We start from the raw sequence: 14,969 nt of genomic DNA on the forward strand, positions 1-14,969 counted from the left end.
GGTTAAGTCTTCTCCATTTTTAAAGGACTTATAGAAATCCTTGTTGTTTAATAATTCTTCTTTGTCGATCATAACTATATAGGTTAAAAATAATAAAAAGTTATTTCCGTAAAATTTTTTGAGCTATGAGGGCTCAAAATTTTCCAGAATAACTTTTTAACTTACACAGTTAGTGAAACACTACCATATTATTTTCTGAAGGACATTGTTAAAGGAACAGAAACATTGGAAGAGACTGGTTTCCCTTTGTCTTCAGCGGGTTTCCATTTGCCTTTATCTTTAATGCGGTAAAAAGCGGCTTCAATGAAAGCGTTTACATCTTCATTATTTCCTTTTACATTGGGATTAAGAGCGTTCCCTTTAGAATCTACCACAAAACTTATTGTTGCTTTGTAGGTTTCCGAAGAAAAGTTCAGAAAGTCAAGATCTACAGCTTCATATAAAAGTTTTTGAAAAGCGGCTTTACCTTTATCATATTCTGCTTCTTTACTCACTTTTGTTTTCGTAGGAGGATCTGCAGTGATCATTTTCTGATCTTCAAGAGAAGCTTTATCCAAAGCGGTCTTGTAGGCAGTTATTTTATCCTCTGTCAAAAGCCATTCTTTCTTGGTTCTTAAATCATTAGGCTTAGGATATTTATTATACAGAGCCGTTTTCTTTCTTTCATAGCGTGAATCTGCCCTTTGAAATTCAGAAATCTGGGCACTGCTGAAAATAAAAGAGAAAATGAATACTGATGCTAAGACCTTTTTCATGATTTATTACGCTTTAACAATATTAATAATAACTTCAGTTGCTTTTTCCATACTTTCCAAAGCTACATACTCGTATGGTCCGTGGAAGTTGATTCCTCCTGCAAAAATATTCGGGCAGGGAAGTCCCATATAAGAAAGCTGAGCGCCATCTGTACCTCCTCTGATTGCTTTGATCTTAGGCTCTATACCTGCTTCAGTCATTGCTTTTGCAGCAAGATCTACAATGTGCATTTTACCTTCAAACTGCTGCTTCATATTTCTGTATTGCTCTTTGATCTCTACTTCAGCAGTTCCTTCACCGTGTTTTTGATTAAACTCGGCTACTTTTTCCTCCATGAATTTCTTTCTGGCTTCAAATTTATCTGCATCATGATCTCTGATGATATATTGAAGTTTAGCCTCAGAAATATCAGCTGTAATATCCATTAAGTGGTAGAATCCGTCGAAACCTTTTGTTGTTGAAGGAGTTTCGTTAGCAGGAAGCATTTGAGCAAATTCAGCAGCTAAAAGAGCAGCATTGATCATTTTTCCATAAGCATAACCAGGGTGAACACTTAATCCGTGGATTTTTACAACCGCTCCTGCAGCGTTAAAGTTCTCATATTCAAGTTCCCCCACTTCTCCGCCGTCCATAGTATAAGCCCATTCTGCACCAAATTTAGCCACATCAAATTTATGGGCACCTCTTCCGATTTCTTCATCTGGTGTAAATCCTATAGCAATTCTTCCATGTTTGATCTCAGGATGCGCAATAAGATATTCTGCGGCTGTTACAATTTCAGCACATCCCGCTTTGTCATCAGCTCCGAGAAGAGTTGTTCCGTCAGTGGTAATTAATGTCTGACCAATATATTTTTTTAAGCTTTCAAATCTTGAAGGAGATAATGTGAATCCTGTTGTCTGGTTCAAAAGAAGATCATTTCCATCATAATTTTCCCAAACCTGAGGTTTTACATTTTCTCCGCTAAAATCCGGTGAAGTATCATAATGTGAAATAAACCCGATAGTAGGCCTGTCATCATTTTCAAGATTAGAAGGAACATAGCCCATGATATAGCCGTTGCTGTCTATAGAAACATCTTCCAGGCCGATGGTCTTCAGTTCTTCAGTAATATAGTTGGCAATATCCCACTGACGTTCAGTAGAAGGTGTTGTTTCACTTTCTGCATCACTGGTTGAATATATTTTTACATAGCTAAGAAAACGGTTCAGTAATTTTTCTTTCCACAAAGGGTTGAATTCTATTGTACTCATCAGATATCATAAATTTTAACAAAGTTAGCAAATTTGATGCTGAGAATACGTTATTTGCGATTTAATATAAGGTATTGAAATTATAAATCAGATATAAATCTTTGAAAATCAAAATAGTGTTAGCTTTGTATGTACAGTATACTAAGTAGTTTAGTTTTATTATATTTGAGAAAATCAAAAAGTAAAAATGTTTCTTACCGAATGTCCTAGAGATGCAATGCAGGGATGGGGAGAATTTATCCCTACCAATAAAAAAATAGATTATATCAACTCCTTAATGGATGTTGGCTTTGATGTATTGGATTGTCTGAGTTTTGTTTCCCCGAAAGCGATTCCGCAGATGGCTGACTCTGATGAGGTGGCAAAAAATATCGACAAATCACGCTCCAAGACCAAAGTTTCTGCAATTATTGGTAATTACAGAGGTGCGGAAAAAGCATTGAAACATGAGTCTGTAGATATTCTGGGCTTCCCGTTTTCTATTTCTGAAACTTTTCAGCACAGAAATACCAATAAAAGTCAGGAAGAAGCTTTTGATGAAATCATTAAAATGCTTGAACTGGTAAAAAGTGAAGGAAAACAGCTTAATATCTATTTTTCTATGGCTTTTGGAAATCCATATGGTGAGGTGTGGAAGTGGGAAGATGTTGACCAATGGGCACAAAAATTCTCAGATATCGGTGTAAAAGATATCTTATTATCAGATACAACCGGTGTGGCCACTCCTGAAACCATTGCCCTTTTGTTTGAAAAAATACCTTCAAAATATCCGGATATCAACTTCGGAGGACACTTTCATAATCGTTATGAAGATTCCTATTCAAAATTAAAAGCCGCTTACGATCAAGGCTGCCGAAGATTTGACAGTGCTATCAAAGGAATCGGAGGATGCCCTATGGCTAAAGATGATCTTGTAGGAAACATGCCTACAGAGCAGGTTATCAACTTTATGAGCGTTGAAAAAGCAGAACATAAACTGAACCTGCTCAACTTTGAAAGTTCTTATAACAAGGCGAAGGATATTTTTCATTTTTAAATAGGAGTGAAGAATAAAATAATCAATAGGAGCGGGCTTTAGCCCGCTTTACTATATTGAAATATATATGGCTTTAGCCAAAACATAATTAAATTAACCCCAAAATCAACAAAATGTCTCCAATCATCTCACCAACCGAACTCAAAAAGATTCCAACCGAAAATCTTGTTATTCTTGATGCAAGAACAGGAAAAGACGTAAAACAAATTTACCTTGATAAGCACATTAAAGGAGCAAGATTCATTGATCTGGATAAAGATCTGGCTGAAATAGGAGAGAATGCAGCTTTTGGAGGGAGACATCCGCTTCCTTCCGTGAGAAAGTTTGCTGAAACACTTTCAGATCTTGGAATTTCAGAGGGTAATCATATTGTTGTATATGATGATAAAAATGCTTCGAATGCAGCAGCACGTGCCTGGTGGATGTTAAGATCTTTCGGATTGGAAAAAGTTCAGGTTCTTGATGGCGGAATGCAGGCTGCAGAAAAAGGAGGGTTAGAATTTTCTTCAGGAGAAGAGATCTTTGAGAAAACTTCTTTGATTGAAAAAGATCATTGGAGTCTGCCGGTTTCGAGCCTGGAAGTTGTTGAAAGTGAATTGAAAAACAATTCTTCTACGGTGATTGATGTAAGAGACGCTTACCGCTATAAAGGTGAATCTGAACCGATTGATCTGGTAGCGGGGCATATTCCGGGAGCGGTTAATATTCCTTTTTCTGAAAACCTGGATGAAAGCGGGAACTTTCTGAGTCCTGAAATCTTAAAAGAAAAATACAGCAAATTATTACAAAATAAGCCTGATCATCTGATCATTCATTGCGGATCGGGAGTTACTGCCTGTCATACTATTTTAGCTCTGGATTACGCAGGGTTTCCCATTCCGGATTTGTATGTAGGCTCATGGAGTGAATGGAGCAGGAGAGACGGAAAGGAAATCGCAAAAGATATTTAAAATAAAAACCCCAAAAATAATTTTTCGGGGTTTTATATTATTAAGGGTAATTTTAAAGCATTCCCAGCTCAAACTTCGCCTCTTCGCTCATCATATCCTTATTCCAGCTTGGTTCGAAAGTAAGCTCTAAATCTACACTTTTTACGTTTTCTACTTCAGCCACTTTATCTTTTACTTCCTGAGGAAGTGTTTCTGCAACAGGGCAGTTGGGAGTAGTAAGGGTCATTATAATTTTTACGTCAGCATCATCGGAGATCTGGACATCGTAAATCAGCCCTAATTCGTAAATATCTACCGGAATTTCAGGGTCATATACGGTTTTTAGCACACTAATGATTTCCTCACCAATGTCAGCAATTTGATCGTCTGTAAATTTCATTTTTTAATCTAGATTGATATTCCTTTTCAACAAATCTTCCTGACGCATACGCCGGAAAATATTTGCCAAAGTTAAGACATCTTTTTCACAATAGTCAACAATTCTCTGCAAGTCTTTCTCTATGTAGTAAATTGATGAAACCATTGAGCCGTCAATATCATCCTTCGGAGTAGGAATACCAAAGACATGAGCCAGTAATTCCAGGGATACAAAACTTTTATAATCACCGAACTTCCAGAGTTCCATTGTATCGATATGCGGAATTTCCCAGGGCTTTTTCCCAAACATCTGAAACGGTGCAGGAGGCTGCATTCCATTGATAAGATAACGTCTGGCAATCCATGGAAAATCGAATTCTTTTCCGTTATGAGCACAGAGAATCACGTTATAAAGCCTTGGGCTGTTGAAGATTTCTCCAAACTCCTGCAGCATTTTCTTTTCGTCATGCCCGGAAAAACTCTTTATTTTTAACGTTTCATTCTTTTCAACCATTCCGATGGTGATGCAGATGATTTTTCCAAACTCGGCCATGATGCCGGCTCTGTCATAAAACTCTTCTGCAGTCACTTCTTCCTTTCTCTGGAATTTTGTCTTTTTATCCCACAGGTATTGTTCTGTTTCGGATAACTCGTCCCATGATCCAGCCTGCGGAACGGTCTCAATATCAAGGAATAAAACTCTTTCTAAAGGGATGTTTTGTATCATATTGTGTTTTGTTGTCTATCCTACCTGCATTCCATTTTTTGTAGGCAATGAGGGGGTCAAAAGTGTAACATCTTTTTTGTCTTCTCCATACAGTCCTAGCACAAGACATTCGCTGAAGAAATTGGCAATCTGCTTTTTAGGGAAATTCACTACTGCTAAAATCTGTTTACCAATAAGTTCTTCTTTTTCATATAGAGAAGTAATTTGGGCGGATGATTTTCTGATTCCCAAATCACCAAAATCTATTTCCAGCTGGTAAGAAGGGTTTTTTGCTTTTTCAAAATCATTCACTGAGATTATCGTTCCGCATCTGATGTCTATTTTTTCAAAATCTGCCCAGGTGATATCTGGTTTTACTGTCATGGTAATTCGTTAATTAAATGTTCTACTTCTGTTTTCTGTTCTGCATATTTTTGTTGTAATACTGAGCCTTCGCCCATTCTTTTGTAATATTCCAGGGCTTTACCGCCAAAGAATTTTTTATGAAAATCCGAAACTTCAGGAATCTGCGGAAAAACTTTGTGAAAAAGCATTTCATAATACGCCTGAAATTCTCTTTCATTTTTGTCTTCGATAACTTGTCCCGGAGCTTTTTGTCTGACATGAAGCATTTCGTGGGCAACCATATTCAGAACAAGGTTCAGGTCAAAATCAAACAAATTTTTGGGGATCATTACAGTCTGTGGCCCTCCCATCTCCCCTTCTGCTGTAAGAAGCATTGAAGTAGGAGAAAGTTCTTCTCTAAAGCCGAACCCTGCAAAATTTTCATGTTCCAGGTCAAAAGAATGGATCAGGTATTTGGCTGCATCCAGAATCTGGTTGTGTTCTTTGTAAGCTTCAAGGTGTAAGTTGATCTGTTCAAAATTCATCTGAAATATGTTTTAAACAAATGTATTAAAATATTGAGAATACTAAAATGGTTTGTACCAAAGCCTTAGAATAGAAATGTGAAATTCTTTTTTATACGTCAAGTTCTGTCGCTTCCGCGATGGATATTTGCTTCAAGAAAAAACACAGCGTATGAAACTAGACTTCAAAATTCCAGGTGGACATCTTTTGCCGGAAACCACCTAAAAAAATAAGGCTAAAACCTGAAGACATTCTACTAAAAAGACCTTCAAAATCTTAACCTTTATAAATCAATACAAAATTACACAAAATGAACGATATGGAAAATAGTACTACAGATGTTCCTGTAGAAAATACACCATCACAAACACTTTTCAGATTTGTAAGCCTGAGAAGCCCTGAACTATCTGATGATACGAAGAAAGATAAAAGATTCATTGTTATTCCTCAGGATCTGAAAAATGATAACGCTTTTTATGTCCCGGTTGTTAATGGAACCGGAGCAAAACAAAAACTACTGAAAACATGTGCCGCTAATTATGCAAATAATTCGGAACGTATTTCAACGGACCCAAACAGCCCGAATAGTTTGGAGGGTTTCAAAAGAACCTATAAGGCTTACTATGTTTTTGGAACCTGGTTAGCAAAAAATAAAACGACATGTACTTATGAACAGGTAATTGCTAAAAGAGCCGTTTTGACAGATCCCCTGGCTACTCCTGCAACTCCTCCTCTGATCAGTTTATGGAATAATCTGATTTATCAGGTGGTAACTCAGAAAGATTTTTACGTTAAGGAAGTGGTCATGCAGGTGCTTCTGGCTCATCACATTCTTTCTGTTTCTGGCGAAGAGGAAATGAAGACAGCACTTGGGGCAAGAGTTGTTTTGCCTAAAGAACTGATGATGGATGATAAGACTCTTTCTCCCTTGCAAACTTCTTCAAGAATGGCTTCTGAAGGCCCTAAAGAAACTTTCCCAACACAGGAAATGCAACAGCAACAGCTTATCTCTACAGCAAAGATTAAACTGGGAAGATATGAAGCTTTAAAGAAAAACCTTTCCAGTATCGAAAGATTATATAAAGCAGAATATCAGAAAGAATATGCGGCAGCAGAAGAAATTCACCAGAAAGCAATAGCACCTCTAATTGAGCAGTATAATAAAGACCTAATCGCAAATAAGGATAGATACTGCCAGGTACGAAATCCGGATATTAAATATGATCCGGCAGATCCTTGCCAGCGAATTCCGGAAATCCCTAAACCGCAATTACCTAAACTTAATTTTCAGTTTAGACAGGAAATAGAGGCAGATTCTCTATTAAGAGCCATAAAGCCGGAAAATTTAGATACATTATTGGATGTACTGGGGTATGATTTTCAGAAAGATGCAGGAGAAGAACGCTCAGCTTCATTAAACTCTGCAGACCTTAATATTTTGCTAGAGGGTAGAAATACCTTTTCCGAGATTGATATCTTAGTAAAAGAAGCGGTTGAAAAATCCAACAATATTATTGTGGAAAATACTAATACGGAGCATGAAAGATATACCAGTATAGGAGGAGTTCTTATTCCGGTAGCAAGAACAGTGGCAGTTCCTTTTACCTATCAGATTTGTCCCAAATATGTTCATAAAGGATTTACTTTTGACATCGCACTTACCGTTCCGGATTCATCCTGGGAGGTTAGCAATATCTCTTACAATCTTACTCCAGGCAACGGTTCAGCAAACATCAATAGTGATTATTATGTAAAGTCCAGATCAGGAAATATTATTTTTCTCAATGATCTTTGTATGCCGGGATTAGACTTTAATACAATTCAGGATGCTTCTATAAGTGTTAAAATTATGTTCACGAATGGAAAGCTTGCCAATATGTATGCCAGTAAACTGCAGGCCAGAGCTTGTCTTTCTGATAACTTCTTACTTGAAGTAGATGAGGAAGAACCTGTAGATACTGAGGATGAAAATACCTTTATTCCGTCAGGATTCGGATTTAAACAAATTGGTATTGCAGACTATTTGAAAGTGGAGCAGACCACCCATGCCTATGTTGAAGGCGAAGTAGCCCATATTGAAAATATTATGGCCAGAGAGTACCGAGAAAAATCAACCAGAAGACTTAGGAGAAGTGAAAATACTACAACTACCTCCTCAGATACGGAAAGAGAAAAACTTACGGATACAACTACTGCAACCAGATTTGAAATGCAGAGTGAGATTGCCAAAATGATGCAGGAATCCAGAGACACTAATGTACAGGCACATTTCGATGCCAAATGGGACATGACAGGAGGAGGATCTATCAGTACAGGGATTGCAGGAGGATATGCCACTCATTCATCTAAAGAAGAAAGTACAAGACAGGCGCTTACCCAGGCTCAGGATGTTACTGCAAGAGCGTTAGACAGAGTCGTCACAAAAGTTCATGAGGAAAGGATTGAAAAGATCATTGAAGAGTTTGAAGAAAACAATAAGCATGGTTTTGACAACACAAAAGGAGATAAGCATGTAGTGGGTGTTTACCGATGGGTAGATAAACTGATGAAGAATCAGATCTATGATTATGGAAAACGGATGATGTTTGAGTTTATGATTCCTCAGCCTGCAAAACTGCATACACTGGGAATGACATTGAATGATTCTGCAACAAAAACAGATCTTGTAAAACCAGAAGACCCAAGAAATGCAAAGAATTTGCCCCTGGAAAATTATATTTCTTTAAATAATGAAGTTACGTTAAACTACTGGGTAAGTAAATATAATATTGAAATTGATGAGAGACCGGCAGAATCTTTTGCTATAAGCAAATCATTCAGTGCTCGTGATGGTAACTTTAATGGCAATGATGGTGGAAATATTCAGATTGTAAATGGAAATGGAGAAGTAGAAATTCCGGAAGGGTATTTATTAAAAGAAGTTGATTATGTTTTCCAAACCTATCCACACGGCTTTTATGGGCAACATCAGGCTTTCGTGACCATCGGAGGAGTGTCTGCTGAGTGGATTGACACCACATACAGTACACAGAAAGGAGGAAAAATTAAAGACCTGGATATCAAAAATAAGCTAGAGTTTAGTTTTGGTACAGGAGAAAGTCCAATCATACAGGGATCTCTGAAATTGAATTTGAAACTTACTCCTGAAGCAAGAAATGCATGGCTTCAAAAAACATTCAATGCTATTATTGAGGGATATGAAAAAGCATTAGCTATTTACGAACAGAAAATAGCAGACGAAAAAGCTGCCGGTATCCAGATTAAAGGATCCAATCCAGGGTTTTATCGTCAGATCGAGAATACAGTACTTCGTAAAAACTGTATCTCTTATATGATCAACAGAACTGCCAACTCTACCCATGGCTATGGAATGGCGGGGCTAACTACAGGAAGCACTTTTATGGATTATGAAACAGACCTTTCATCAGATCTGGATAAATACACAGCCTTCCTTAAGTTTATGGAACAAGCCTTTGAGTGGGAAAATATATCCTATTATCTGTATCCATATTATTGGGCTAATAAAACAGAGTGGTCTAATCTCTACCAGGCCGAAGATGTAGATCCGTTATTCAGAGCATTTTTACAAAGTGGTATGGCCAGGGTGGTTGTTACGGTACGTCCTGGTTTTGAGGATGCGGTACAATTTTACCTTGCGACCGGGAAGATCTGGAAAGGCGGAGAAGTTCCTGTCATCGGAGATGATCTTTATCTATCAATTGTGGATGAATTGAAGCAGCCAAAAGGTAAAAAACATGGAAAACCATGGATCACAAGACTTCCTACTCCTTTGAACATCCTTCAGGCAAAAAGTATAGGATTAAAGGTTGCTCATGCCCTGCCATTTACGGAAGAAAATCCAGATGAATTTGAAGTTCCTTCCGAAGTAATTACTGAGGATAGATTCAATTTTGAACCCAATGACAACCTTCTTGGAGTAGAATCACTTGAAGGTCAGAAAGTCATTTCAGGAGACTGGAAATAACATAATTATTAATCTAAAAAAATAAAAAAATGCCAATTATAGGAAAAATTATAAGAGTAAGCGAATTACCTCCCATTGGAGAAAGGGAAAAGAATGCTATTTATCAGGTAGCAGCTCCGGGTTCTCCATCTTACACAGATTATGCTGTTGATGAAAACGGTGATTTAAAGACCCATGCAGTTGTTGATGGAACTATTCCTCTGGAATTATCTGATAATCATGTCAGTATTTCAAATGCAGATCTTGTAGCAGAAGGAATGGCAAGCCAGGCTCAATACAATGTTAAAACAAAGGAGAAATTAGCTAAAAAATTAGAGATTCCTTTAACAGACGGAAATGCTCAGGATTATCCTAAAATCATAGGATTGAATGATAATGGAAATGTTGCCAAACTTCCTGCAGGTGATCTGGGGAAGAATATGATGAATGCAAATCTGTCCAACAGTGCAGTAAGAAGCCATACTCTTAACGCCTCATTTTCGATAAATACCTTAGGAAACCCTTATGTATTATCCGGGCTGCCCAATAAGAATTCTGACACCACTAATTTTCAAAAAGTTGTAGTTCAGAATACCGATGGCTTAAACGCTATTGTAGACAGTAAAAATCTACTGTTGGAAATGCCCAATCAAATGACAGAAGCTGAGAGAGCAGCATGGAAAACTAAAATGAACGGAGGATGGAGCACAGGAACAATGAGTGTTGCAGTCATATCTCCTCCGATTGTGGATAAAACAGACCGTCCGTTTTGGATTAATCTGAAAGGTGCCAACTTAAATCTTCCTTCCACAGGTTTTAAAGTGGAGCTATGTACTCAGGATAGTATTTCTGCGGATACTGCTACTGTTGTTGCCGTCATCCCTGGTTCACAGGTTCAGTTGTATACTAATGGAATTGATCTGACCTTCTATTACAATTTCAAAAATATTCCGGCAGGAGAATATAAAATAAGATTGTGGAATGGGGTAGCATGGTACTTAACAAGTTTTACCATCCGTGTGGCAAGCCAGATCCAGCGTGTTCCTCTCAATAATATTGTTTGGGAACAGAAAATATACAATAATGCTGTATCATCCGCCATTACGCAGGCAGGAGCCGCTGTAAGTTACAGTTCTGACAGTAATGTAAAGACTCCTGCCGATGATTCAAGTTTCATCGCAGCCAGAAAGACAAATCAATTGATTGGTGCAGATGAAGATTTTTACATGAATGTTGAAATTACAGGTAAAACAGCAACGATAAGTGGACCAAACGGCTTTGGTACGATGACCCATTTTGTAGGATTAGTAAATGCCGCCAATGGAGTAGATCTCTTAAATCAAACGGTTGCGAATATCAGGTTGGTTCAGTCCTACTGGTATCCTATGTGTAAAATATTCCCTGACAATTCAGCAGAGACAGTAACTACTGCGGAGCCTACCTATGCTCTTAGTGCAACATTTATAAGACGTGGAGGAAGCTGGACCGTCATTGTCAACTTCAATAACAAAACGGTTACCTATAACAAAACAGGGTATACAGGCCCGGTTGCCTTCGGAATGTATAACATGAATACAGGCGGAAATACAGGCGTAAGTGCCAATATCGTTGAACTGTACAAATTGTAACAAGTATCAAACTTTAAGATAAGATCAATAAAAGGCAGAGCCTGAAAATTCTGCCTTTTCATCAAGCAGTGTCTACGAATTGATAGATACTGATATTTAACCAACAAAATTTTAAAACAATGAAAGAAAAATTATTACTACCTGAACAGGTACAGCAGCTTTTAAACGAAATCAATACAACAGATCTTAACCTGGGTGAAATCCAGATCTCTGAACATCCTATGCTTCCATCATTTAACCGATTTATCCGAATCAATAAAATGGTAGTAGATACAGAGCTTCCAAGAACCTACCTTTTCTATCAGCAGGTTTTAAGGAACAAAGAAACCAATGAAATTGAACCTTCCAACCTTCCGACTCCGGAATGGATGATCGGGGAAGAAGAATGGTCAAGTCTGAGAGACGAAAGCTTTAACAGAATACTTGTTCCTGTAGTAGATGAAGAAACGCAGAACCCTGTTCCGGATGAGGAAGGAAATCCTAAAACATCTATTGTCAAAGTGAATACTCACCATTACATGCTTTGGCTTGTTAAGAATAATAAAATCGGTTTTCTGGATCTTCTGAAAAGCTATTTACAGGAATTTGTGGAGTTGAAAAGTAATGAACTCAATAAGCTGTCTTAGATACCAACAGGTTATTTAAATGACTTCAATAACTATTTTACTGGCAGGGCCTTAAAGCCCTGCCTTTATAAAAAAGGAAAATTATGGAAACACTTGAACTTAAAGAAACCAGCAGTAAAGAATGGCGTAAAGAGAATATGATCCGATTAAAAACATATCTCAATAAGAATATTGAGATTGTTGATCTGGTACAGTACAAACTTAAAAATACAAGGCTTCTGTTGAATGAAAAATATTATTTGGAGCTTTTGATATTGGGCGAAAGCCAAACCAAAAAAATTCACCGAGAATATGACCATCAAAGAACTTTTTCCTTTGAATGAATTGGAATGTTTAACAACTAAAAACAAAGAAAATGGAAAATTTTGATGACGAATTCGGAGATTTATCCGGATATAAAATACTCTCCTTTGATGAAGTAACCCAAGGGTTTGAAGGCAACAAAAATCCGTTGCAGGGAATAAAGAATCTTTCAAAAAATGAAATTGAGTATAAAGAAGACCCATATATTAATCTAAATCACCTTCTGGATGATATTAAGATTAGTAACAATGCCGGAAATGGTTCTCCAATGCAGTATACTTTTAATAAATATTTTCAGAATACTGCGCAATCATACATTATGGCAGGAGAAAAGCACATTGATGTTTCTGCAAAAATAGGATTGAAGAATGGAAGCATAACAACCTCTCAGAAATTATCAAGGGATAGGCCTTATATGGAAGTGTATTTTGATGAGGAGGACAGACTGACCTATTCTTTAACATTTCTGTACACAGATACCCGTCAGACGGGGATTGAGCTAAAAACTCACACTTTTACAGACTATAAAAATCTTCTTTTATATCTTGGCTACGGTAATGTAGAAACAGAAAGAGATGCCTCTGCGTTTTTCATCAGAGAATTTACAAATTTTCTGAAAGACTCTGAAAATGCGAAAGATCTTTATAAAGTATATTGGGATCTCCCTGAAAGTTTTATTAAGCATATTTTCCTTTCTACGGATACCGTAGCAAAACATTTGAGAATTCTTACTAAGGAAGATAATACCGGCTGGTTTAGCTGGACAAAAGACACCAGTTCACTTTTGGTGAAAATTTTAGCGATGTTCAGAAACTTTAAGGAAACCGGAGATTATTTCTGGAAAAACCCGAAGTTTATCACAGAAATTTATGATGATCTGGACGGTACTTCCGAAATACTGGGGATGCGGTTTCTGAACAGGCGTATTTTTGCCTCAATGCTTAATCATTATGCAAAAAGTGCTTCCAATGCGAAAGCAATAGTAACCAAAAATGCACTTTTCCGGGGAAAACAATATTTTGTAGAAACCAATATCACAGAACTGAATGACACACTGAACACCATTAAAGGAATCTTAAGTTTTGATTGGGACTTCGATTATAAAAACAGCATTTTCCTCCAACAGAAAAGAATCGTTACAAAAACGATTGAACAGCAGGAAACCGATGAATTCGGAAAAGGCGGGGTAACGACGGAACAGACCAAAACTGAAACCGAAGACATAGATCCCGGCTATCTTTACCACCCGATGCATCTTGTACATTATATGGACAGGGATATAGAAGGAGGAAAGGCACAAATGGTAACCGCACTTTTTATAAAAGCCATTGCAGATGAGAAGGAATGGGAAGAAGTGATGCACAACATCCGCGTAGGGGCAGATATTATAGCTATTATTGCAGGAATTCTGACCATGGGACTTACAGGGGAAGTCTCTGCAATAGCAATAGCGGATTTAACTCTGGCAAGCATTGATCTGTCTTTGATGGATGAGGACGTTAAAAAATGGCTCTCTCAATCTCCGGAGGGTAAATGGTTTGTTGAAAACTGGGATGTTATCTATGGCCTGATAGGAGCCGGAATCTTAAGTGCCGTGCTTATAGAAGGCATCCTTACATACGGGCCCGCTCTTTTGGAAAAGCTGAAAAACCTGAAAAACCTTAAAGGAAATTATCTTATTTTTACGAAACAGCTAGAAAAATTAATCACTGAGCTGGATGCCTACCAGGCTAGAAATGCTGCCAATGTTATAGAAGAAGTAACTTTAGTAGGAGAAAAGAATGGGCTTTTGAAGAAACTTCTGAGGTTAGTATCTTCTCCTGAAGAAAATTTACAGTTTATTGTAGAGGATATTGCCAAAAAAGGGCTTTCTGTAAGAAAAGTAGCAGAGAATGAGTATGAAATTCTTTATAAGGGTCAGGTTCTAAAGACAGGAAAAGATTATGAAGCAGGAGCTTTTCTGAGGAAGTATTTTTGGAAAAGTGCAAAAAGTACAGAGGAATTGCTTAACCAAGAACTTTTAAATGTTCTTAGGAAATTAGAAACATTTACTATAAGTCGCAATTTTAAAGGTATTATTTATGAAATGACAAAGAAAGGAAATACAATTATTTGGAGGTTTGCAGACGATTTGTCTACATTTCCTAATAGAGCAGATCTTTCAGAGGATGGGTTTATTAGCTTTAATTTCAGGATACCAGACAGACTTTTAAAAAAGCCTTACGGTGGATTTGGACAAAAATTTTTAGACGAAAGTTTTGAGATTTTTGATGATTCTATTAATGGAGCTGAAGCATATTGGGTAGAATCTCCACAATATCCAGGAGGGTCATCATTAGGCTATAAACAGTTTTATGAAACTTTTAATAAGACAAAAGATGAGATTAAATCTTTGAAATCTACTAAATTTTATGAGATAATGAATAAAAAAGGAATTTCTAAAATCACGAAAGAAAGTGTAGATATAGGTGAATATGATGACGTTTCAATAATAATATATAAGAAAAACTTTAAATAATA

Annotated in this window: 13 protein-coding genes; 7 read left to right on the forward strand and 6 right to left on the reverse strand. The window is 37.1% G+C overall.

The features are described 5' to 3' along the window. Positions 1–188: 188 nt before the first annotated feature. A complete protein-coding gene (locus tag C8D70_RS19815; RefSeq protein ID WP_110368426.1) occupies positions 189–755 on the reverse strand; it encodes a hypothetical protein in 567 nt (188 codons plus the stop codon). Between the two features lie 6 nt (positions 756–761). Beyond that, positions 762–2,009 carry a peptidase T gene (gene pepT, locus C8D70_RS19820; protein WP_110368427.1) on the reverse strand — a complete coding sequence of 416 codons (1,248 nt, stop codon included), beginning with the start codon at positions 2,007–2,009 and terminating at the stop codon, positions 762–764. A gap of 187 nt (positions 2,010–2,196) precedes the next feature. Between pepT and C8D70_RS19825 the strand changes: the two genes are divergently transcribed. Beyond that, on the forward strand, positions 2,197–3,045 hold the full coding sequence (locus tag C8D70_RS19825) for a hydroxymethylglutaryl-CoA lyase (protein WP_076595109.1): 849 nt from the start codon (positions 2,197–2,199) through the stop codon (positions 3,043–3,045). A 113-nt stretch (positions 3,046–3,158) separates the two neighbouring features. Further along, the gene (locus C8D70_RS19830; RefSeq protein ID WP_076595108.1) at positions 3,159–3,995 is read left to right on the forward strand and encodes a sulfurtransferase; all 837 of its coding nucleotides are present in this window, start codon (positions 3,159–3,161) and stop codon (positions 3,993–3,995) included. 52 nt (positions 3,996–4,047) lie between these two features. Here the strand turns inward: C8D70_RS19830 and C8D70_RS19835 are convergent, their stop codons facing one another. From C8D70_RS19835 to C8D70_RS19850, 4 genes are read right to left on the reverse strand one after another with little or no spacing between them, the layout of a single operon-like run. After that, positions 4,048–4,374, reverse strand: a complete 327-nt coding sequence (locus tag C8D70_RS19835; protein WP_076352964.1) for an SUF system Fe-S cluster assembly protein — start codon at positions 4,372–4,374, stop codon at positions 4,048–4,050. A gap of 3 nt (positions 4,375–4,377) precedes the next feature. Further along, positions 4,378–5,079: a 3'-5' exonuclease gene (locus C8D70_RS19840; protein WP_110368428.1), complete on the reverse strand. Its 702-nt coding sequence runs from the start codon at positions 5,077–5,079 to the stop codon at positions 4,378–4,380. A gap of 15 nt (positions 5,080–5,094) precedes the next feature. Beyond that, positions 5,095–5,442: a tRNA-binding protein gene (locus C8D70_RS19845; protein ID WP_110368429.1), complete on the reverse strand. Its 348-nt coding sequence runs from the start codon at positions 5,440–5,442 to the stop codon at positions 5,095–5,097. Further along, positions 5,439–5,948 (reverse strand): hypothetical protein, encoded by a 510-nt coding sequence (locus C8D70_RS19850; RefSeq protein ID WP_110368430.1) that lies wholly within the window; start codon positions 5,946–5,948, stop codon positions 5,439–5,441. Before C8D70_RS19850 ends, C8D70_RS19845 begins: the two co-directional genes overlap by 4 nt. 290 nt (positions 5,949–6,238) lie before the next feature. On the opposite strand from C8D70_RS19850, the gene C8D70_RS21145 reads away from it, so the two are divergent. The 5 genes from C8D70_RS21145 (at position 6,239) to C8D70_RS19875 (ending at position 14,967) form a co-directional block, all read left to right on the forward strand. Beyond that, positions 6,239–9,913, forward strand: coding sequence for a hypothetical protein (locus tag C8D70_RS21145; RefSeq protein ID WP_228408069.1), 3,675 nt, complete (start codon positions 6,239–6,241; stop codon positions 9,911–9,913). A 29-nt stretch (positions 9,914–9,942) separates the two neighbouring features. Continuing rightward, positions 9,943–11,520: a hypothetical protein gene (locus C8D70_RS19860; protein WP_110368431.1), complete on the forward strand. Its 1,578-nt coding sequence runs from the start codon at positions 9,943–9,945 to the stop codon at positions 11,518–11,520. Positions 11,521–11,639: 119 nt separating this feature from the next. Next, positions 11,640–12,146 carry a hypothetical protein gene (locus C8D70_RS19865; RefSeq protein ID WP_110368432.1) on the forward strand — a complete coding sequence of 169 codons (507 nt, stop codon included), beginning with the start codon at positions 11,640–11,642 and terminating at the stop codon, positions 12,144–12,146. A gap of 83 nt (positions 12,147–12,229) precedes the next feature. Beyond that, positions 12,230–12,469, forward strand: a complete 240-nt coding sequence (locus C8D70_RS19870; RefSeq protein ID WP_110368433.1) for a hypothetical protein — start codon at positions 12,230–12,232, stop codon at positions 12,467–12,469. 32 nt (positions 12,470–12,501) lie between these two features. Then, a complete protein-coding gene (locus C8D70_RS19875; RefSeq protein ID WP_110368434.1) occupies positions 12,502–14,967 on the forward strand; it encodes a hypothetical protein in 2,466 nt (821 codons plus the stop codon). Positions 14,968–14,969 lie beyond the last annotated feature (2 nt).

This window comes from Chryseobacterium sp. CBTAP 102, assembly GCF_003201365.1.
Classification (GTDB): domain Bacteria; phylum Bacteroidota; class Bacteroidia; order Flavobacteriales; family Weeksellaceae; genus Chryseobacterium; species Chryseobacterium candidae.

What these genes read in the sequence shown, in the direction of transcription:
- C8D70_RS19840 (WP_110368428.1), bottom strand. Translation starts at nt 5,079, where the DNA reads ATGATACAAAACATCCCTTTAGAAAGAGTTTTATTCCTTGATATTGAG.
- C8D70_RS19865 (WP_110368432.1), top strand. Translation starts at nt 11,640, where the DNA reads ATGAAAGAAAAATTATTACTACCTGAACAGGTACAGCAGCTTTTAAAC.
- C8D70_RS19850 (WP_110368430.1), bottom strand. Translation starts at nt 5,948, where the DNA reads ATGAATTTTGAACAGATCAACTTACACCTTGAAGCTTACAAAGAACAC.
- C8D70_RS19825 (WP_076595109.1), top strand. Translation starts at nt 2,197, where the DNA reads ATGTTTCTTACCGAATGTCCTAGAGATGCAATGCAGGGATGGGGAGAA.
- C8D70_RS19815 (WP_110368426.1), bottom strand. Translation starts at nt 755, where the DNA reads ATGAAAAAGGTCTTAGCATCAGTATTCATTTTCTCTTTTATTTTCAGC.
- C8D70_RS19830 (WP_076595108.1), top strand. Translation starts at nt 3,159, where the DNA reads ATGTCTCCAATCATCTCACCAACCGAACTCAAAAAGATTCCAACCGAA.
- pepT (WP_110368427.1), bottom strand. Translation starts at nt 2,009, where the DNA reads ATGAGTACAATAGAATTCAACCCTTTGTGGAAAGAAAAATTACTGAAC.
- C8D70_RS19845 (WP_110368429.1), bottom strand. Translation starts at nt 5,442, where the DNA reads ATGACAGTAAAACCAGATATCACCTGGGCAGATTTTGAAAAAATAGAC.
- C8D70_RS21145 (WP_228408069.1), top strand. Translation starts at nt 6,239, where the DNA reads ATGAACGATATGGAAAATAGTACTACAGATGTTCCTGTAGAAAATACA.
- C8D70_RS19835 (WP_076352964.1), bottom strand. Translation starts at nt 4,374, where the DNA reads ATGAAATTTACAGACGATCAAATTGCTGACATTGGTGAGGAAATCATT.
- C8D70_RS19860 (WP_110368431.1), top strand. Translation starts at nt 9,943, where the DNA reads ATGCCAATTATAGGAAAAATTATAAGAGTAAGCGAATTACCTCCCATT.
- C8D70_RS19875 (WP_110368434.1), top strand. Translation starts at nt 12,502, where the DNA reads ATGGAAAATTTTGATGACGAATTCGGAGATTTATCCGGATATAAAATA.
- C8D70_RS19870 (WP_110368433.1), top strand. Translation starts at nt 12,230, where the DNA reads ATGGAAACACTTGAACTTAAAGAAACCAGCAGTAAAGAATGGCGTAAA.